Here is an 18972-nt window from a genome sequence, read left to right as displayed (position 1 = left end):
CCGAACATCTATACTCCCCTGCAGGGATTGTACGATACTATGACAGATAAACAGGCCTAATCCATTCCTGGAGGTTGTTTGTGTATAATTGTTTCCATCCAGATCACCCAATATCCGGTACCGGTCAAAGATCGTTTTCAGGTCTGTTTCCGAAATACCTTTACCCGAGTTATAGACACGGATGACCAACGATTCATTTTCCGCAACGGCAGAGATAGATATATCCCCGGCTTCATCTGCGTATTTAAAAGCGTTGGATACGAGATTGACCAGTATCTTCTTTAATCCGGTAGGATCTGTATTCCAGTAAAGCTGATCCGGCAGAGACAAGGTAAACTTTATCCCGTTCTGCTCGGCGATAGGCGTAAAAGATTCATACTGCCTGCGGATGATATCGGAAACAGAGATGTGTTTGATACTGAAATAATTCAAACCCGCCTCTTCTATCTTACGGAAATCCAAGATTTCCTGGATCAGTTCATTCAGGCTCATAACGTTGTCCCTCAATATACGGATATACCTTTTCAACTTATTATCGGAAGTATTCTCCGCATAGGAATGGATATAATCCCCTACTCCGTTTATCAAAGTCAACGGCGTACAAAGCTCATGGGTTATATTTGCAAAGAAATTCAATTTGGCTTCATACAGTTTTTCTTTCTGTTCTTCATGGATTTTCCGGGCAACCTGTTGTTGCTTTTCCGCAATACGCCTATTGATCCAATAAGCCAGCAAGCCTAAAAAAGCAAATAACAAAAGGATATAGATAACGATCGCCCAGGTTCCGCGATACCAGGGAGGGAGAACCTTCAGCGGTAACAGATATTCCCGTGCATTCGAGTCATAGACATCGTTCTTGTAACGCACTTTCAGGGTATAATTTCCGTAAGGCAGTTTGGTAAACGATATTTCATTATTCTTCTGTAACTCTGTCCAGTTGGTATTATAATTCTGCAACAGATAAGAATATTCATAGTTATCTCCATGAATATAATCGGTTGCCACAAAGGAGATACTGAAGGTTGAAACATCGGGAGGAATAGTGACGGGAACCGGATTTGTTTCCGTATAATCGTACAAGCTGACTGTTTCCCCTCCCATCTTCAATTCAAAAAAGTGAAGATCGGGACTATAACTCTCCAATCGGTCGTTTTGGGGATCGATCCATATCAACCCGTCGATGCCGCCAAAAAACAGACGTCCGGTATAAGGACATTTCCAATAGGCATCATCGGAAAACTCCGTGACCATCAGTTCCTGACTTCCATAATTATGGAAAAAGCTGTTATGGGGATTATATTTTGTCAGCCCCTTATTAGTACTCAACCAGATACATCCGTCCTGATCTTCCAGAATGCCGTGAATCATATCATTGCTGATACCATCACTCCGGTCGTACTGCCAGACTTCGCAGGTTCCCGACTGGTCGCATTTCATCCGGGTCATCCCCGAACTGGCTCCCAGATAAATGGTCGAGTCGCTGCTGTAATACAAACTCAAAACATCACCGATAGCCTGATTGCCGGAATTATTCATCGACATGAAATCATACTGCCTGGTAGTCAGGTCGAAGCGTGCCATCCCATACCCTCCACGACTACCCAGATAGAGAGTCGATTTTCCATCATAATACATGGAATAAAACTCATTGCATATTTTACCGTCCTTCTCTAACAGATAAGATTGCAGGTATTTAACCGCCAGTCCGGATTTATCCTGTTCCAGAATCACCTCGATCAACCCGTCACCCGTTGTTGCCATCCATAATGTCGAATCGTTTATCTCGCAAACAGAATGGACATACCGTATCCGTGTATCGATTTTACTGGGCAACGTATGGACTTTTTCATCTTCATAGGAATAATAGGAAAGACCGGGGCCATCCGTACCGATCCAAACCAAAGGATGATACTGGCTCCTGTAAAAACAATAGACCCGGTTATTGGAAAGACCGTCAGCCATCGTATAACGATCGATCTTATCTGCCGGAATCTGTTTTTTCCCGTATGAATCATAGTCTTTTATACGGATAAAACCATCCCCTTTCGTCCCGAACCATAATGTCTTATCTTCGTCCGTATAAACAGAACGGACCGGGTTACGCATCACAAAAGGTAGGTTTTCCAGAGATAATCCGTCGAAACGTTCATATTTATCATATAGCATCCGGACTCCCTGTCCATCCGTACCGATCCAGAGGATATTCTGTTTTTTGTCTTTAAACATACTGAAAACACCTATATTCAGGTCGACTGCTTCTTCCGGGAAAGTTGGTTCCAGCAACAGGCCATTCCTGAAAACCAGATACAGCTTCGACTGGAAAGAAGCGATACGAGCTATATTTCCATATTTTTCTATCCACCCGGAAAGGTCGAACAGATACTCTTTTCTATTTTTATCTATGCTATACTGATATAATTTGTTGTCAGTATCTAGATAATAAATAATACCCTCTTCATAAAAGGCCTGACTTATCTGACCGTCATGTATTTTGTTTTCCCTTATTTGTATGGTCAAAGGCAATCTGGAATAGTCAGGAACCAGTTGCTTCAGAGCTCCGTCCGAAGAGAGGAGATAAAAACCACCTTGCCGGTCAGTAAACAATATCTTTGTCGTTCCCGGGTTTATGCCTTGGGTATAAATATCCTGAAAAGCTCCGGTCCGGGCAGTATGGCAAGATATAAAGTTCTTTTGACTGATAACCAATGTATTCTCCAATGAGTCGGTTGCAATTAAAACACATTCCGGATATTCCGGATATGACTCCGTTACTTTGCGGTCGCGCAGTGAGAACCTGTTCAATCCCATAGAGGTGGATATCCACAGGTATCCGGGACCACCATCCGATATCTTATTAATAATGTTACTGCAAAGGGTATATTTATTATCAGGCTCAAAACGATACACATAGGTATTTCTTCCATTAAAAAGATTCAGGCCGTCGTAAGTACCGATCCACATATAGCCATGATCGTCCTGATAAATATCGATGATTGCATTATTCGACAGATCGATATTTGCCTTATGCAACGATATCGATGCCTTTCCGTCTGAAAATATGCAGAATAAAAACGAAACGAGCACCAACAGTTTCACACCAGGAAACCATCTCACTGTCCGTTCATTATTATTGGTCCAAGTCATAGTTTGAATATTTGTAAAATAATCCCCGGTATCCGCCTGTAAACACCCGGATACCGATCAGACAACAAATATAATCCATCTTTTCGGTAATATTAGAACTTTTTAAGCCTAAAGAAATAAACTATAATTAATAAAGCGATAACTTCGCAAATTACAAGGTGATGACATCGTTTTAACACATATAATATATGAAAAAGTATCTTTCATTGGCTGCCTCCGCCCTGCTTCTTGCAGCTTGCAGCGAAAAACCAGGTTACGAAATAACCGGTACAGTTTCAAACGCCGATCTGAACGGGAATTACGTATATCTTTATGAGTACGGGAATCCGGATGTTTTACCTTTCGACAGTGCGCTGGTAGAAAATAATACATTCAAATTCAAGGGTACTCAAAATGAATCACTGATTACGATCATTCAGTTCTCGCCCGATGTTGTTCAGGCTGAACGCGGCATGGCTACTCCATTCAAGACAACGTTCACACTTGAAAACGGTAAACTAACTATCTACCTAGATACCTTATCAAGTGTAACCGGAACTCCCGCCAACGATGCAGAAAAGGCTATGAAAGACAGTCTCAAACCATTTTTCGATGAAATGGGAAAACTGGGAGACGAAATACGTTCCGAAGATAAAACGGTTGCAGCTGCTGCAGAAAAGAAGTACGATGAAATCAGCGACAAAATAACCAAGGCTATCTGTAACTATATTCTGGCTCATATGGACCAGAAAATGTCTGCCAGATATTTATACGATAACCGTTACAACCTGAGTGAAGAGCAACAGAACGAAATACTGTCAAAAGCCGACTCAACCTTTAAGGCACAGCCGAATATCGACAAAATGGTCAGTCATCTGGAAGTTCTGAAAAACGTTGCAGTCGGTAAAAAATTCACTGACTTTGAAATGGCTGATCCGAAAGGTGAAGTTCATAACCTGTCAGAATTCGTAGGCAACGGCAAAGTTGTCCTGATCGACTTCTGGGCATCCTGGTGTCCTCCCTGTCGCAAAGAAATGCCACATCTGGTTGAATTGTACAAACAATATAAAAATAAAGGTTTTGAAATAGTAGGTATTTCGCTCGACAGCAAACCGGAAGCCTGGGCCAAAGGTGTAAAGGACCTGAACATTACCTGGACACAGCTTTCCGACCTGAAAGGATGGCAGAATGCTGGTGCTGCCTTATATGGCGTGAACAGTATTCCTCATACGATCCTGGTCGATAAAGACGGTACGATCATTGCCAAGAACATTCACGGCGAAGAAATAGATGCAAAACTTCAAGAAGCACTTAAATAATAAAAAGTTACGATATGTCTGCCCAAATCACTCTCGACTGGAAAAAGGATTCTACCTTTGAAACCCAGATGGATGGCCATACGGTAACGATCGACACCAGCAAAGAAGACGGCGGCACCGGTTCGGGTGTCCGCCCGAAAGCGTTGATGCTCGTTGCTATGGCCGGTTGCAGCGGTGTCGACGTGATCTCTCTTTTCAAGAAAATGAGAGTTCGCTTCGACAAACTGTCGATCGATGTCAAAGCAGAGACATCCGATACGATCCCGATGCTTTATACTGCTTTCGATGTTACTTACCATGTTACAGGAAACACAGAAGACAGTGCCCGGATAGAAAAAGCGATCCGTCTCTCACAGGAAAAATACTGCGGTGTAGCGCTTATGATGAAAAAGATAGGCCCCATCACTTACCGGATACTGCTTAACGGTACCGAACTTAATATTCAGCCTATCGATAAATAACGAACTTTCCGTCTTGCATGGCTGAATTAAAAATTTTATCTTTGTGCGGTCTTTTAGAAAGCGATATTACATAAAAATTAGCATAAAGTTTTATTATCACTTTAATATAATAAATTAGCGATTATGATTTATTCACATGAAGTTCAACACATGTGTGTTGTAAAGAAGGGAGCCAACCATCCTTGCGCTCCGATTCCTGAAGAAGGAAAATGGGTTAGATCTACTCAGATCACTGACATCTCAGGTTTGACTCATGGTGTGGGTTGGTGTGCTCCTCAGCAAGGTGCATGTAAACTGACACTGAACGTTAAGGAAGGAATCATTCAGGAAGCTCTGGTTGAAACTATCGGTTGCTCTGGTATGACTCACTCTGCTGCGATGGCATCAGAAATCCTTCCAGGCAAAACACTTCTGGAAGCATTGAACACTGACCTTGTTTGCGACGCTATCAATACAGCTATGCGCGAATTATTCCTGCAAATCGTTTACGGACGTACTCAGTCCGCTTTCTCTGAAGGTGGTCTGCCTATCGGAGCCGGTCTGGAAGATTTAGGTAAAGGTCTGCGTAGCCAGGTTGGTACTATGTTCGGTACTTTGGCTAAAGGTGTTCGTTACCTGGAAATGGCAGAAGGTTACTGTACTCGTATGGCATTGGATGCTGACGATCAGGTGATCGGATATGAATTCATCCACCTGGGTAAATTCATGGATATGGTAAAGAAAGGCATCGATGCTAACGAAGCACTGGAAAAAGCGAAAAGTTCTTACGGTCGTTTCAAAGAAGCTGTAAAATATATCGACCCTCGTAATGAATAAGAAAACACTGACACGCGTCCTGACCGGGCTAATAATCATAACTGTTATCGCGACGGTAATCACCTACTTCGTTATGAAGCCGGACCGTCCCTGGATGGCATTCTATATGGCCTGTTGCGGCGGTGTACTTGTTTTCAACTTTCTAATATCTTTATTCCTGGTAAATAAGAATTTAAAAAAGTAAAAATAATATGGCTTTATTTGAAAGTTACGACCGTCGTATTGATCACATCAACGCGGTTTTAAAGGAATATGGTATCAACGGTATCGAAGATGCAAAAGCTATCTGCGACGCTAAAGGTATCGATCCTTATACAATGTGTAAGGAAACTCAACCTATTTGTTTCGAAAATGCATGCTGGGCTTACGTTGTAGGTGCTGCTATCGCTATCAAGAAAGGTTGCACAAGCGCTGCTGACGCTGCCGAAGCTATCGGTATCGGTCTGCAGGCATTCTGTATCGCTGGTTCTGTTGCTGACGACCGTAAGGTTGGTATCGGCCACGGTAACCTGGGTGCACGTCTGCTTCGTGAAGAAACAAAATGTTTCGCATTCTTAGCCGGTCACGAATCTTTCGCTGCTGCTGAAGGTGCTATCAAGATCGCAGAAATGGCAAACAAAGTTCGTAAAGAACCGTTGCGCGTTATCCTGAACGGTCTGGGTAAAGATGCTGCTATGATCATTTCACGTATCAATGGCTTTACTTATGTTCAGACTCAGTTCGACTATGCAACAGGTGCTTTGAACGTGATCAAAGAATATCCGTATTCTACAGGTCTTCGTGCAAAAGTAAAATGCTATGGTTGTGACGATGTTCGTGAAGGTGTTGCTGTAATGCGTGCTGAAGGTGTTGACGTATCTATCACAGGTAACTCAACTAACCCGACTCGTTTCCAGCACCCGGTAGCCGGTACATACAAGAAAGAATGTATGGAAAACGGTCACAACTACTTCTCTGTTGCTTCAGGTGGTGGTACAGGCCGTACTCTGCACCCGGATAATATGGCTGCCGGTCCTGCTTCTTACGGCATGACCGACACAATGGGCCGTATGCACGGTGACGCTCAGTTCGCCGGTTCTTCATCAGTTCCTGCTCACGTAGAAATGATGGGATTCCTGGGTATGGGTAACAACCCGATGGTAGGTGCTACTGTTGCAGTAGCTGTTGCTATCGAGGAAGCTATGAAGAAGTAATCTGATAAATTACTAATATATAAACTCCTGTAATCGTTATGGTTACGGGAGTTTTTTTGTGTTTTTAGAGTACTAGATAAAAACAACTTAGTTAAGGATAAACTGAATTTACCTAAAATCGCAAGATTTGAGAGTGTTTATTATCCAAATATGCCATTTATAGGGCCTAATTAGGTTGCCAAAAGTAAAATAATCAAGACCAAGAAAAGATACGATCCTCGTTATTTTAATTTCTACTCGAGTTGTAAAAAACACAAAATATTATTTAACAACAAATCTTTAAACTAAATTATACATCAAAAGAATCATGAATGACTTTTTTAATACAGACTACCTATTAAAACTAAACGAAAAATTTTTCAATAAACTTAAGCATGAATATCCTTCAAAAGAGTTCAGAAGAGAAGCTATCAAAAATGAAATCTTAAAGGAACTGCATTCATTAGTTATAAATAAAGTTTCAGAAACTGAAATGCATATTTTTCTAGAAAAGAATCCTCAAATATTCGGACATTTACTTGGCTTATATAGAACTGCGAATCATGGATTTACAGTCTATTCCAAACAAGAAATAACTCCACATGTTAAAAATAAAAACAAAGGGCTTATTCCTGATTTTATTATAGGAGGACAAAATTCAGATGGATGGCAATGGTGGATTATTGAAATTAAAAGTCCTAAAGATAATATTTTTGTAGACAAAGGTGCGTTACATTTCTCTGATACTGCAAATAAAGGAATATGTCAATTATTAGAATATGTATCTATGTCTGATAAAATTCAAGGGCATCTAAGAGATCACTTTGGATTCAAAGACTTCAATAACCCTAAAGGTATTATGTTAATTGGAAGCGAAGATGAATTTAACGATAAAAGAAAACAAAATCTAAAAAAATCTTTCAATGATTTAATGTCTAAAAGATTTGAAATTAGAACCTTCAGTTGGTTAATCAGAGAAATTGAAGTAACTAAAAATCATTCATGAATATATTCAATTTAATAATGTTTATACCTATTCACAAATAAATGATGGAATAAAGACTTACTATCTTCGTCCCCCATTCCTTCCGTTTGTATTTGATCTGTCATTCGTTTTTGACTCACTATTCGTTGGATTTCTATATTGTTCCGTACGATTACTTGTTCCGCTATTCGACGGACGGGTAACTTCTGAAGGTTTTGTCTGCGGACGATTGGTTTCCGGACGGCTTGGCCTATTCGATTCGGGACGATTCGAGCCGGGTCTGTTTGACTCCGGACGACTTGGTCGATTGGACTCCGGGCGATTCGAACCGGGACGATTAGGCTTGTTCGGACGATTCGGATGATGATGGTCCGGAGGGTAAATATAAATAGGACGACCATAATCCGGAAATATCATCGGAGGAGCTACCGGTGGAATATAGGTCACATCGTCATACAAATATTCATATCCTGTCAGATAATTATCCCAGAACTCCAACGCATACACTTCATCACGGGCTGTCCGATATTCCAAAACTTCCTGCACATAACCATCTTTCTTGTTTACAGCCAATACCCGGTTAGGAGGTCCCATCATGTTCTCCACCTCGGCAACAGTCATACCCGTGGTCAACATACCCAAATCCAGATATTTATATGCTCCGCAAGCTACCAACAAGAAAGAGGTCAGTATGATCAAACTTATTTTTTTCATTTTCATTTTGAAATTAAAGACTCCAGATATTCGATGAATTCGGAAGTCGTCCAGTTCCCGTCAAAGACTTCACCATTAACGAAGAAAGTAGGCGTTCCCTGTACGTCATTTTCCAATCCGGAATCGTAGTCATCTTTTACTTTCTGATAGAAACGGTCTTTGCCGAAATCCGTTTCAAACTCTGCAGCATTTATTCCTAACTTCTTAGCATATTCCAGCAGATAATAGTCATCCAACGCATTCTGATTTTCAAAAAGAAGGTCGTGCATTTCCCAGAACTTGCCATGAGAAGCTGCGATCTCTGCTGCAATAGCAGCATGCAAAGCGTGCGGATGTAACTCCGTCAACGGGAAGTTACGAAAAACAAACTGCACTTTGTCACCAAGTTTCTTCTGTATATCTTTTACTATATGATAAGCTTTTCTACAATAAGGACACTGATAATCAGCATACTCAATTAATTCTATCGGTGCATTGACCGGACCTTGAACGTGATCGTTCTTATTTACTTCCAAATACATAGCTGTTACTATTTGATTTCTAATTAATAACATCACAGACTTTTCTTTTGTTGTTTATATTAGCATTTCATTAACTGAACCGATCCTGTTTTTTAGCTATCTTCGCATCTATGAAAAGAGGTACAGCAGATTTACCATTACATTACGGGACCGTTCCCCCCTGGTTGGCCGAACGAATGAGCCTGCTTGGCGGAGCTATTGCAGAAGCCATCATCATCGAATACGGACGTCCGGCTTTGCTGCAACGCCTGAGTGACCCGTTCTGGTTTCAGTCGTTAGGTTGCGTGCTGGGAATGGACTGGCATTCGTCTGGTATTACAACGTCTGTTATGAATGCCCTGAGAAAAGCGATCAATTACCGTTCAGAAGAACTTGGTGTTTATATTTGCGGAGGAAGAGGTAAGTTTTCGAGAGAAACACCTAATCAATTGCTGGAGGTAGCCAACAAAACCGGATTAAACGGGAATGAATTGGTAAGACACAGCAAGCTGGCAGCTAAGGTCGATAACACAGCAGTACAGGATGGTTTTCAGCTTTATCTGCATACATTTATCGTTACCAAAGAGGGCGACTGGTCTGTCATCCAACAGGGGATGAACCCGAATGAACGCATGGCACGGCGTTATCACTGGCTTTCGTCTTCACTCCGTTCTTTTATGGAAGAGCCGCATACTTCTGTTTGCGGAAGGAACCAGGGATTGATTCTCAATCTGACGGATAAACTGGCTGCACCGACAAAAGAGGGTATTGTTGAACTGACAAAAGAATCCCCCGACAAGCTGATGCGCGAAGTTTCCATTATCCTTCCCAATCACCATGAGGTAAAAGCTGAAGATGTAAATCTTAAACGGCTGGGAGCAGCTCTGATTCTGGCTCATGAAACAAATATATCCGATATGGAATCGCTTCTTTTGTTGGAGGGAGTGGGACCAAGAACATTACAATCACTCACTTTAGTCAGCGAAGTGATACATGGGACGCCTTCCCGGTTCTCCGATCCGGCACGTTTCTCTTTTGCCCACGGGGGAAAAGACGGGCATCCGTTCCCGGTTCCGACAAGTGTTTATGATGAGACTATTGAAGTGTTTAACAATGCAATCCATAAGGCACATCTCGGAGAGAAAGACAAGTCCGATGCACTAAAGAACCTTTCCAAAATATCACAGGAGATGGAAAAAGGCTATACGCCCAACAACTATTTCGATGATTGGGTACAATACGAACGGGATAACTCTTACAAATACAAAGGAAAAACTGTTTTCGGAGATGCAAAAAAGCCCGTAAAGAAAAAAGAGGACAAAGGGGAAGGGGGAATACAATTAAGTCTGTGGGATTAAAGTTACTTTTCTCTTGAAAGAAAAGTAACCAAAAGTTCAAGGCTGCACCTGCCTCGCTACTCCACATCCTGCGTTCGCTGTCGCCTCCGAAACTCGCTGCGCTCAAACAGCGGATGCTCCGGACGCTCTCTACGGATGCTGCGCTTAACGCTCACCAGCTGAGGCCTTTCAGAGAACGCAAAGCGTTCTCTTATGATTGCCGATACTGCCTGTTAAAACCGAAAGCACTTGTTATAGCTAGCGTCGTACCAACGTATATTTATACCCAGTCTCCGTACAATCCTGGATAAACAAGGTATCGCCGCTTATCGACAACGGATAAGCCGGATTGGTTGCATAAAAGACATCCATCAGATAGGCTTCGTATCCTACCCCCGTATCAGCTTTCCGCCAGTTCAGATCGCCGGGTTCGTCTTTGCCATCTTCCGACCAGATATATTTATCACCGTCAAATACAATGAAAGTATTTTCAAACTCGCAAAGCTGACCGGCGTTCTGGCCGCTGACCAATTCCCACTTTCCATTGACAAATTCCTTGATCTCGGGAAGTGATTTATCAAAAAGAGTCGCCTTAACTTTCGCACGGGTTCCTGTCTTCTCTACTGTTTGATCTCCCCCCTGCTCCGACTTACCTTTACAACCACTTGTACCGATCAGGCACAAGCCCACAGCTGCAATAATGAAAATACTTTTCACGTTATTCATATCCGGTCCTTATTTACAATGTTCCTTTATCAGTCTTTCAGCTAACGGATCACCCAGTTCTTTTGCCTTATTCAAGGCTTCACAGGCTTCTGCTTTCTTTTCCATACGTACATAACAAATACCTTTCAGACGATAACAAGCTGCAAAATCAGGAGCAACCTTCAATGCCTCATCAATACATGCCAATGCTTCCGTATAGTTTTTCAAACGAACATACACAGATGCTTCTTCCGCACGGTAATCCGGGATATCCGGACTCAGGCGAACAGCTTCTTTGATATCAGCCAAAGCACCATCCATATCGCCGGCACGGAATTTAGCCTGTTCGCGGTAGAAATAAAAATCGCTGCCGACACTGCCGTTCATTGCTTTATAATACAAGTCATAATCTTCGACCGCTTCTGCATACTGTGACAGACGGAGTTTCCAGTCCACACGCTCCAGAATAAACTGACCGGCATCAGATGTAAGCGGTAACCCACACTTTTCTACAGCATTATCCAGCAGGGCGATCACATCTCCGATATTGAATCCGGGTGTATTTTCCTTAGCCTTAGCAGCCCAATAGAAAGAGTTAGGCGATGCCAGGTCACTATTGTTCACGATCATATATTCGTTATAAGCCTGGTCGAATTCTTTCAGGAAGAAATGAATATCTCCCGCCAACTGATGATAAACCGGAAGATCCTCTTCACTTATAGCTTTCTGAATTGTTTCCATTGCAGCCTGTACAGTCCATGCCGGATCGGTCAAAGTCGTATCGGTGGCAGCTACGCTATAGATCAGTTTCGCTTTATTATAATATACATCTCCTTTTTTATTACTGTATTTGGAAGCTGTTTCAATATCGTCCAACGCCAATTTCAGATACTTATCCTGCTCGGCAGGAGTAGAAGCCAGTTCGGCACGGCGTCCGGCATAATGATTGGCACGGTTCAGATAGCCGTCAACGGAACTCGGGAACGTCGCGATAAAATCATTCAATGTTTCCAGATATGTTTTTACATCCTGTGTACTTCCTTTCAGGAACAAAGCGACCTGGGCCTGCTCTACGTCTGCCGGCCATGCTTTCTTTATCCCTATACTATTATATACGGAATTCAGGAAATCGGTGGGAGCTATAGACAGACTATTCACATAAGATGCCGAAACGGCATACGATACATCTTTCTTACCGGATGCATCAGCCTGCGCCAAACCGAAAACTTCACCTTCGGCATTCAATATCGGTGAGTTCACCCGGGCATCTTCCAACGGAATGGATAATTTGTAGTAACTGTACGGATCTTTCAGTTTGCTGACCTCCGTAATCGTTCCCTGTTCGAAATCAGCCTTCTTTTCTGTTGTATAGGGTAATAAATAAGCAACAGCACCTACAGCCAGCGGATCGGCAGCGATAGGAAAGAACTGTACCTTTTTAGGAGTTTCCGCTTTCACTTTTATAACATCATACAATTCATCCGCACCGACGATCGTTGTAACCGGATATATTTTTCCTTCCACATCCGTCACCGTTGCCTTTTCTGCCCCTTTGAACAGATCGTAAGCTGTAAGGACATCCCCTGTTTCAGAAACAAAAATACCTGTTCCCGAGGTAAGTTTGGTTCCATCTTTCCCGTATGTAGTGATTAAAACAACAGCTTTTTTACTTTTGTCCATCCATTTAGGAGCGGCGTTTTTCTGCGCAGTTGCCGGTAATAGGTGGCAACAAATCAAAATAAGTAATAGTATTCGTTTCATTTCTTTTCTCATGTTATCAGATATGCCGACAAATGTAATACTTTATTATCTTTGTACATATTGTCTGAGTATAAAATTATCCGCTTATGAAACTTAAAATGTTATTCCTTTTCACAACCAAAGACGGCGGAGAGCTTGTTATCACCTTTATTAAACATCATGGCGGGAGATACAATAATACACGTTTCAGGTTTCAGTCATTTTCATGCGTTGATATCCGGGGCTTCGGAATGAAAAGTAATTACACAGCCGCCTTTTTCGGAAAACCAGGGTCTTTTGAATACAAAACCAGGGACTTTTGACTTCAAAACATATATGCTTTGCAGACAAAACATATATGTTTATTTTCAATAGATACCTACCACATATCAAATAATAGTAGTATATTGCGGAAGTTCATTATTTGTCAGAAATTAACGGATAGCAAACATACCATGAATATAATTAAATATGCACTTTTATCAGTTCTTTCGATATGCCTGTTAACTTCCTGCGGAGCAACGCTATCAAACGCGATGGCTGCTGATAACAATATTCAGAAACTGGAATTGGGAATGGCAAGGCAGGATGTTATAAATATTATGGGTAATACTTATAAAAGGCTGGAAGTAAAACAAACTCCTACAGGTTATCTGGAGACGCTTGGATACGTTGACTATGTGGAGGGAACTTATAGGTTGCGTCTGCTTGACGGGAAACTGCAGGAATGGGATTACATACAGCCTCATAAATGCAAGGAAAAATAAACCCTTCAGGATAAACAGATGGTTTATAAATATTTAAACCACCTGAAACCTGCAACGTACTGTTTGAAATACTTATGGATTCATGCTAAAACACTTAAGTATTTGTTCCCAGATACATAAGTATTTAATCAGAAAAACATAAGTATTTCAACAATAAAACTTACTTTAATCGGATAATATCTCCAGTCCGTCTTCCCGCATCACGAAAGTATGTTCCCATTGGGCGGAAGGAAGTTCGTCGTCGGTAATGACAGTCCAGCCATCTTCTTCCGCAATATAAACACGATATGTTCCCATATTGATCATCGGCTCGATAGTGAATACCATGCCCGGGACCAGTAACATTCCGGTTCCTTTACGGCCGAAATGGGTAACTTCCGGCTCTTCATGAAATTCCAACCCTACTCCATGACCGCATAAGTCACGGACTACCGAAAAACCATTCTTCTCCGCATGTTTCTGGATCGCATGACCGATATCGCCCACATAGCCGAAGGGTTTAGCAGCTTCCACACCTATTTCCAGACATTCCTTTGCCACACGCACCAATTTCTCTTTTTCTGGAGAAACCTTGCCGATCATATACATCCGGGAAGCATCCGAATAATAACCGTCCAGGATCGTAGAAACATCCACATTGATGATATCACCTTCTCTCAATATCTCTTTTTCACAGGGAATTCCATGACAAACAACCTCATTGACGGAAGTACAGACACTTTTCGGAAATCCTTCAAAATTCAACGGAGCCGGGATAGCCCCGTGGGAAATCGTATAGTCATAGACCAGTTTATCTATTTCAGCGGTCGACATACCGGCTTTTATTTCCTTTCCCACTAAATCGAGGATTCCTGAATTTACAACTCCGCTTTTGCGGATACCTTCAATCTGTTCTTCTGTTTTAATCAATTTCCGGGAAGGAACCAAATGACCTTTATTCTGGAGATAGAGAATCTTTTTATCTAGTTCGGTAAGTGGTTGGCCCTTGATTACCTGCCAATTATTTCTTTTTCTCATACATTTATTCCGTTATTCTTTAGTAATAACACAACAAAGGTACATTAGTTTTTAATCTTTACAGGTAAAATCAGTTTAATAAAGTTCAAAAAACGACACCCAGTTTGACTGAAAGGCAATGATAATTCAATGATTCTTCATAAGAAGAAACAAAATGGGAGGTTGAATATTCCCGTAAACGTTTTAGATCCTGTAGCCCATATCCCAAAGCAAACAAAAGTTTCTTATCAGACCATACATTCATCCGGACCCCGACGGAAGGCGACAAATAAAATCCTCCCACCACCTTTCCGGAAGGAGCAAAAGAATAACCGGCCGAACAATCGAGATAAGGAGTAAACCGGGCCGGTTTCAACAGATCGAATTGCACATTACCGGTTAAAGGGATCAGAATATCTCCGTCATAAAGGGAAAAGCCGCTCCCTAATCCGACCGAAAAACGATTACTAAAACGATAAAACGCTTTACCTTCCAGTACGAACGGGACAGCAGAAGGCGTGTTCATCGGAATCCCCGTACTGACAGTTACCTGATATTGAACAGGTTTATAATCCGTTTGACCTTTTGACACAAAAGGTATCAGAATAAAGAAAAATACGAACAGGTATTGTTTCATGGCTGGATCGTTATTGTGATCTGTTTTACAATCTGTAAAGCGGAGGTCAGGGAAGAGGTATCCGGATATATCTGTCCGTCACTTCCGTCCGGCGAACTATGTCCGACCAGCGTAGCGACATACGATGTAGCATCCGACGACAGGTCGATATCCGCTGCATAGATAACGGCAGGTTGTCCACTCCCCTCCTTTCCGCCTGAATAATTCTTATCTCCCTCCTGAGCCGATTTTGGATAGTTGTCATTAAAATCGGTGGAATGATTGATTTCTATTTTCACTCTGAACTGCTTCAATCCTTCCGCAGGCTGCATCTTCACATCGAAACCGTCATGCGGGGTCGCTCCTGTCAGACCATCCGTAAAAGGTTCTTTTTTGGTCGGCAGATACAGTCCGTCATCATATTTTACTCCACGTGAGTAACTCCAATGCGGCAAAGACTCCTTCCTTCTATTTTTACCTGCCATTTGCCAGCTTTGGGTCGCGATCTTATGGGTCACATAAACTGTAGAGAGATAGTTGCCGTCCCTGTCTTCCAACCATATAGCTATCTGGGGAGGATTCTTTTTGTTTATTCCCAGGAACAAGGAAAAGTCATGCAACCATGATTCGCCTTTCTCCAACGTGATTTTCAGGTCATTCTTTTTATACTCCACCAAATCATTGTTGCATGAACAACAAGCCAGCAAAACCATGCAGGCTCCAGCAAAAATACTTGTCTTATTCATTTGTATAATTTTTAATCCAGTTATCGATCAATCGGTCTAATCCTTTCTCCAGTTGTTCCCAGCCTGTCTCACTTTGCAGTTTGAAGCCATTGTAAACCGGACAATTTTCTTCCAGCAGGACAAGATAAGTGATGGAAGAAGTCAGGACAGTCGCCATAACGGCTATATCCTCTTTCGGCCGGTTCGTTAATCGGCTGACTGCTTCAATCAGCCAGATGCCTTTTGCCTCCCTCCTTTCGCGTAACTCTTTTATTACTTTATTTTTCGCTGAAAGCTCCCAGCGATACAACCGTCTCAAGGTGTAACTGTCACGCAACATCGTGATCTGATCACGAAATAACTTCTTGACGAAGTCTCCCAAATGTGCTACATCAGGCAATTCCGGCTCCAGGTTGATCCAATAGTCATTCCGTTGAATATAGGCGACGATCAGTCCGTCCAACGATTCAAAATAACGATAGATCAACATCTTCGACAATCCGGCTTTTGCTGCCACGGCATTTACTCCGAGGTTTTCAAAACCGTCTTCCTCTATCAAGTCATCTATCGCCTTCAGGAAAGCCAACTCTGTCAGTTCTCTGTTTTTACTCATTCTTTCTTTTTCCATCATTCTTACTGTTGTTACCATTCGGTCACAAACATAAGTTACCCAGCGGTAACATCACAAGAAAAAACTAATTATTTTATTTATTTCTTCAGAAAAAGCGATCCGGTTGCTTTCTAAACAGAGATATATTCGTATGTTTACCAAGTAAAAACATACATAACGAATAAACCTGTTAAAAATGATAGAAGCACCGGAAGCCTTGTACATCTCCGAGCAGATGAATCAAACGATTAAAGGGAAAAGAATTACATTTGTCAGCGCAGGATATACACCTCATAAGTTTGCATGGTTCTATGGAGATCCGGCTAATTATTCGGGGATGCTTACCGGTAAGATAATTGGGGAAGCCCATGCTTATGGTGGTCTGATCGAGATAGATATAGAAGATGTGCGTTTATTATTCGGAGACGGGATGAATATCCGGTACTACGCTCCCGGTGAAAAGATACCGGAAAAACACCAGTTGCTCATTGCTTTCGAAGACGAGAGTTGTATCATGGGATCCGTCCGGATGTACGGGGCAGTCATGTGTTTTCCTGACGGTGCTTTCGATTGCAGCTTCAGCTCCTATCGTGAAGGGGCACGTACTAAACCGCAGGTGCTTTCGGAAGCTTTCGACAAAACCTATTTTCTGAGCCTGATAAACAGTGAGGAGAAACAAAAGAAAACGGCAAAGGCTTTCCTTGCGACCGAGCAAACAATTCCGGGATTAGGAAACGGAGTTTTACAGGACATCCTGTTCAAAGCACGTATCCATCCTAAGACTCGTATCAACATATTATCTGAAGAACAGAAAGATACGTTGTTTCATTGCACTAAAGCAACACTTCAGGAAATCTATCAGGCAGGCGGACGTAATTCGGAAACAGACCTGCTCGGAAATAAAGGCCGCTATATCCCCATATTATCCAAAGATACAACCGGCAAGCCTTGCCCGGTTTGCGGAGAAGATATACGCAAAGAGAGTTATATGGGAGGCAGTATCTATTATTGCTTTGAATGTCAGAAGTTAACTCAACCGTAAGGTTCCATATCTTCACATACCCAGTCGGAGCTATGTTCTATGGTATAACGTAGCTTTTCCGGTTCCTGACGGGTATCGAAGAACATGGCTATTTTTACGGCACCTACTTCTACCCAGTAAACGATCTTTAGATTCGGATGCTGAACAAAAGTCCGAAAACATTGAGGGTAGTCCACCAATGTCGGTTCCACATATCCTAAACCAGGATAACTAGTCAAAGTTCTCATATTCTCTTTGATAGAAGCATAAACTTTCTGGGCAACCGGCAAACCATACATCGTCTTATAAAAGACCTTCATTTCCCGAGTTTGTCCTTTTGCTAAAGGGGATACAATCAACTTTAATCTTTTCATTTGTCAAGTTCAAATTCCTTATCCATTTCCGCAAAAAACTCATCCCCGTCTATCATCCTCCCATTCCGATCATCCTCCAGCACCTGATCGATCAGGCTACGAAAATGCTCTGCGGAACGAATCTGAAAACTCTCCGGAGATGACAATGGCTCTCGATCACCTTGCTGTTGGTAAGCAAATATCTGATCTTCCAGAGAGATCAGCAATTCTTCGTCTTCTATTTGACTGATCTGCTTTATCAAGTCTTCCCGACGCCTGTTTATTGAATTGATCGACATGATTTTGATTTTTAAAGTGACTTCACAAAGATAGAAATAATCTTATTGTAATTCCGGATTTTATCCGTTTCAATTTGTATGTTTGCAGTATGAAATGGACATATTCTTTTATCGCATTATTCTCTATCCTGATTGCCTGTAACAGCAATACAGAATCAAAAGACAGTCAGGAAGAAAACCAAACATTGGAAACAATCTTCAACCGCAAAAGCGTACGCAAATATACACAACAGCCGGTTGAAAAAGAGAAGCTGGAAACATTAGTCCGTGCAGGAATGGCAGCCCCTTCATCCAGAGACCGCCGCCCCTGGGAGTTTATCATCGTAACAGACCGTGATATCCTGGATACCATGGGAGACGGATTACCTCTGGCACGTATGCTGAAAGAGACTAAACAAGCCATTATCGTATGTGGCGATACCGTCAAATCCGGCAATGCCTGGCAGTTGGATTGTTCTGCTGCTGCACAAAACGTACTGCTGGCTGCCGAATCGTTAGGACTGGGAGCTGTATGGACTGCCGCCTATCCTTATCCCGAACGGATGAATGTTGTACGGGAAGCATTACATCTTCCCGACCATATCGTTCCGCTGACAGTTATTCCGGTCGGTTACCCTACGGGAATAGAAAAGCCGAAAGATAAATTCAACAAGAAACAGATACATTACAACGGATGGTAAAAAGTAAATCCCGGTATCACTCCCCTGCCTTTT

The 18972-nt window shown here is 42.1% G+C and carries 21 protein-coding genes; 10 read left to right on the top strand and 11 right to left on the bottom strand.

The annotated features are described in order from the left end of the window. Window positions 1-3144: two-component regulator propeller domain-containing protein (locus DWX23_RS16855; RefSeq protein ID WP_233587639.1), on the bottom strand; the 3144-nt coding region annotated here is incomplete at its 3' end. A 188-nt stretch (window positions 3145-3332) separates the two neighbouring features. Here DWX23_RS16855 and DWX23_RS16850 point away from each other — a divergent pair. The 6 genes from DWX23_RS16850 to DWX23_RS16825 all read left to right on the top strand — a co-directional run bounded on the left by DWX23_RS16850 (window position 3333) and on the right by DWX23_RS16825 (window position 7897). After that, complete coding sequence (locus tag DWX23_RS16850; RefSeq protein ID WP_122375337.1) at window positions 3333-4442, top strand: TlpA disulfide reductase family protein; 1110 nt, start codon at window positions 3333-3335, stop codon at window positions 4440-4442. 14 nt (window positions 4443-4456) lie between these two features. Further along, complete coding sequence (locus tag DWX23_RS16845) at window positions 4457-4903, top strand: OsmC family protein (protein WP_122375336.1); 447 nt, start codon at window positions 4457-4459, stop codon at window positions 4901-4903. Between the two features lie 123 nt (window positions 4904-5026). Beyond that, window positions 5027-5719, top strand: a complete 693-nt coding sequence (locus DWX23_RS16840) for an iron-sulfur cluster assembly scaffold protein (RefSeq protein ID WP_075556747.1) — start codon at window positions 5027-5029, stop codon at window positions 5717-5719. Continuing rightward, window positions 5712-5903 (top strand): hypothetical protein, encoded by a 192-nt coding sequence (locus DWX23_RS16835; RefSeq protein ID WP_122352139.1) that lies wholly within the window; start codon window positions 5712-5714, stop codon window positions 5901-5903. Before DWX23_RS16840 ends, DWX23_RS16835 begins: the two co-directional genes overlap by 8 nt. 7 nt (window positions 5904-5910) lie before the next feature. Further along, window positions 5911-6912 (top strand): GGGtGRT protein, encoded by a 1002-nt coding sequence (locus DWX23_RS16830; RefSeq protein ID WP_122352138.1) that lies wholly within the window; start codon window positions 5911-5913, stop codon window positions 6910-6912. A gap of 307 nt (window positions 6913-7219) precedes the next feature. Then, window positions 7220-7897 carry a Shedu anti-phage system protein SduA domain-containing protein gene (locus DWX23_RS16825; RefSeq protein WP_122375335.1) on the top strand — a complete coding sequence of 226 codons (678 nt, stop codon included), beginning with the start codon at window positions 7220-7222 and terminating at the stop codon, window positions 7895-7897. 60 nt (window positions 7898-7957) lie between these two features. Here DWX23_RS16825 and DWX23_RS16820 read toward each other — a convergent pair whose 3' ends face one another. Both DWX23_RS16820 and DWX23_RS16815 read right to left on the bottom strand, forming a co-directional pair. Beyond that, entirely contained in the window at window positions 7958-8590 is a 633-nt protein-coding gene (locus tag DWX23_RS16820) for a hypothetical protein (protein WP_122352137.1), read from the bottom strand. 2 nt (window positions 8591-8592) lie between these two features. Then, window positions 8593-9111, bottom strand: a complete 519-nt coding sequence (locus DWX23_RS16815) for a DsbA family protein (RefSeq protein ID WP_229801173.1) — start codon at window positions 9109-9111, stop codon at window positions 8593-8595. Between the two features lie 110 nt (window positions 9112-9221). On the opposite strand from DWX23_RS16815, the gene DWX23_RS16810 reads away from it, so the two are divergent. Further along, window positions 9222-10448, top strand: coding sequence for a DUF763 domain-containing protein (locus DWX23_RS16810; RefSeq protein WP_122375333.1), 1227 nt, complete (start codon window positions 9222-9224; stop codon window positions 10446-10448). Between the two features lie 237 nt (window positions 10449-10685). Here DWX23_RS16810 and DWX23_RS16805 read toward each other — a convergent pair whose 3' ends face one another. Next, entirely contained in the window at window positions 10686-11153 is a 468-nt protein-coding gene (locus DWX23_RS16805; protein ID WP_122375332.1) for a hypothetical protein, read from the bottom strand. Window positions 11154-11162: 9 nt separating this feature from the next. Then, window positions 11163-12893, bottom strand: coding sequence for a serine protease (locus tag DWX23_RS16800; protein WP_122375331.1), 1731 nt, complete (start codon window positions 12891-12893; stop codon window positions 11163-11165). A gap of 434 nt (window positions 12894-13327) precedes the next feature. On the opposite strand from DWX23_RS16800, the gene DWX23_RS16790 reads away from it, so the two are divergent. Then, window positions 13328-13639: a hypothetical protein gene (locus DWX23_RS16790; RefSeq protein WP_147382550.1), complete on the top strand. Its 312-nt coding sequence runs from the start codon at window positions 13328-13330 to the stop codon at window positions 13637-13639. A gap of 165 nt (window positions 13640-13804) precedes the next feature. On the opposite strand, the gene map is transcribed toward DWX23_RS16790, so the two are convergent. From map to DWX23_RS16770, 4 genes are all read right to left on the bottom strand, one after another. Continuing rightward, a complete protein-coding gene (gene map, locus DWX23_RS16785) occupies window positions 13805-14656 on the bottom strand; it encodes a type I methionyl aminopeptidase (RefSeq protein ID WP_122375330.1) in 852 nt (283 codons plus the stop codon). Window positions 14657-14741: 85 nt separating this feature from the next. After that, entirely contained in the window at window positions 14742-15272 is a 531-nt protein-coding gene (locus DWX23_RS16780) for a hypothetical protein (protein WP_122375329.1), read from the bottom strand. Further along, window positions 15269-15997 carry a hypothetical protein gene (locus tag DWX23_RS16775; RefSeq protein WP_122375328.1) on the bottom strand — a complete coding sequence of 243 codons (729 nt, stop codon included), beginning with the start codon at window positions 15995-15997 and terminating at the stop codon, window positions 15269-15271. Before DWX23_RS16775 ends, DWX23_RS16780 begins: the two co-directional genes overlap by 4 nt. Then, window positions 15990-16604, bottom strand: a complete 615-nt coding sequence (locus tag DWX23_RS16770; protein WP_122375367.1) for a TetR/AcrR family transcriptional regulator — start codon at window positions 16602-16604, stop codon at window positions 15990-15992. The genes DWX23_RS16775 and DWX23_RS16770 overlap by 8 nt, the downstream gene beginning before the upstream one ends. 178 nt (window positions 16605-16782) lie before the next feature. Between DWX23_RS16770 and DWX23_RS16765 the strand changes: the two genes are divergently transcribed. Continuing rightward, entirely contained in the window at window positions 16783-17628 is an 846-nt protein-coding gene (locus DWX23_RS16765) for an endonuclease VIII (protein ID WP_122375327.1), read from the top strand. On the opposite strand, the gene DWX23_RS25005 is transcribed toward DWX23_RS16765, so the two are convergent. Next, window positions 17619-17981 (bottom strand): hypothetical protein, encoded by a 363-nt coding sequence (locus DWX23_RS25005; RefSeq protein ID WP_199673304.1) that lies wholly within the window; start codon window positions 17979-17981, stop codon window positions 17619-17621. The genes DWX23_RS16765 and DWX23_RS25005 overlap by 10 nt on opposite strands. Then, the gene (locus DWX23_RS16755) at window positions 17978-18259 is read right to left on the bottom strand and encodes a hypothetical protein (RefSeq protein ID WP_122375326.1); all 282 of its coding nucleotides are present in this window, start codon (window positions 18257-18259) and stop codon (window positions 17978-17980) included. The genes DWX23_RS25005 and DWX23_RS16755 overlap by 4 nt, the downstream gene beginning before the upstream one ends. Before the next feature lie 89 nt (window positions 18260-18348). On the opposite strand from DWX23_RS16755, the gene DWX23_RS16750 reads away from it, so the two are divergent. Continuing rightward, window positions 18349-18939, top strand: a complete 591-nt coding sequence (locus tag DWX23_RS16750; protein ID WP_122352355.1) for a nitroreductase family protein — start codon at window positions 18349-18351, stop codon at window positions 18937-18939. The last annotated feature ends 33 nt before the right edge of the window (window positions 18940-18972 follow it).

Source organism: Parabacteroides sp. AF18-52, assembly GCF_003479145.1.
GTDB classification, from domain to species: domain Bacteria; phylum Bacteroidota; class Bacteroidia; order Bacteroidales; family Tannerellaceae; genus Parabacteroides; species Parabacteroides faecis.
Note: the sequence above shows the minus strand (reverse complement) of the source record. Positions and strands in the feature narration are given on the sequence as shown.

What these genes read in the sequence shown, in the direction of transcription:
- DWX23_RS16850 (WP_122375337.1), top strand. Translation starts at nt 3,333, where the DNA reads ATGAAAAAGTATCTTTCATTGGCTGCCTCCGCCCTGCTTCTTGCAGCT.
- DWX23_RS16845 (WP_122375336.1), top strand. Translation starts at nt 4,457, where the DNA reads ATGTCTGCCCAAATCACTCTCGACTGGAAAAAGGATTCTACCTTTGAA.
- DWX23_RS16840 (WP_075556747.1), top strand. Translation starts at nt 5,027, where the DNA reads ATGATTTATTCACATGAAGTTCAACACATGTGTGTTGTAAAGAAGGGA.
- DWX23_RS16835 (WP_122352139.1), top strand. Translation starts at nt 5,712, where the DNA reads ATGAATAAGAAAACACTGACACGCGTCCTGACCGGGCTAATAATCATA.
- DWX23_RS16830 (WP_122352138.1), top strand. Translation starts at nt 5,911, where the DNA reads ATGGCTTTATTTGAAAGTTACGACCGTCGTATTGATCACATCAACGCG.
- DWX23_RS16825 (WP_122375335.1), top strand. Translation starts at nt 7,220, where the DNA reads ATGAATGACTTTTTTAATACAGACTACCTATTAAAACTAAACGAAAAA.
- DWX23_RS16820 (WP_122352137.1), bottom strand. Translation starts at nt 8,590, where the DNA reads ATGAAAAAAATAAGTTTGATCATACTGACCTCTTTCTTGTTGGTAGCT.
- DWX23_RS16815 (WP_229801173.1), bottom strand. Translation starts at nt 9,111, where the DNA reads ATGTATTTGGAAGTAAATAAGAACGATCACGTTCAAGGTCCGGTCAAT.
- DWX23_RS16810 (WP_122375333.1), top strand. Translation starts at nt 9,222, where the DNA reads ATGAAAAGAGGTACAGCAGATTTACCATTACATTACGGGACCGTTCCC.
- DWX23_RS16805 (WP_122375332.1), bottom strand. Translation starts at nt 11,153, where the DNA reads ATGAATAACGTGAAAAGTATTTTCATTATTGCAGCTGTGGGCTTGTGC.
- DWX23_RS16800 (WP_122375331.1), bottom strand. Translation starts at nt 12,893, where the DNA reads ATGAAACGAATACTATTACTTATTTTGATTTGTTGCCACCTATTACCG.
- DWX23_RS16790 (WP_147382550.1), top strand. Translation starts at nt 13,328, where the DNA reads ATGAATATAATTAAATATGCACTTTTATCAGTTCTTTCGATATGCCTG.
- map (WP_122375330.1), bottom strand. Translation starts at nt 14,656, where the DNA reads ATGAGAAAAAGAAATAATTGGCAGGTAATCAAGGGCCAACCACTTACC.
- DWX23_RS16780 (WP_122375329.1), bottom strand. Translation starts at nt 15,272, where the DNA reads ATGAAACAATACCTGTTCGTATTTTTCTTTATTCTGATACCTTTTGTG.
- DWX23_RS16775 (WP_122375328.1), bottom strand. Translation starts at nt 15,997, where the DNA reads ATGAATAAGACAAGTATTTTTGCTGGAGCCTGCATGGTTTTGCTGGCT.
- DWX23_RS16770 (WP_122375367.1), bottom strand. Translation starts at nt 16,604, where the DNA reads ATGGAAAAAGAAAGAATGAGTAAAAACAGAGAACTGACAGAGTTGGCT.
- DWX23_RS16765 (WP_122375327.1), top strand. Translation starts at nt 16,783, where the DNA reads ATGATAGAAGCACCGGAAGCCTTGTACATCTCCGAGCAGATGAATCAA.
- DWX23_RS25005 (WP_199673304.1), bottom strand. Translation starts at nt 17,981, where the DNA reads ATGAAAAGATTAAAGTTGATTGTATCCCCTTTAGCAAAAGGACAAACT.
- DWX23_RS16755 (WP_122375326.1), bottom strand. Translation starts at nt 18,259, where the DNA reads ATGTCGATCAATTCAATAAACAGGCGTCGGGAAGACTTGATAAAGCAG.
- DWX23_RS16750 (WP_122352355.1), top strand. Translation starts at nt 18,349, where the DNA reads ATGAAATGGACATATTCTTTTATCGCATTATTCTCTATCCTGATTGCC.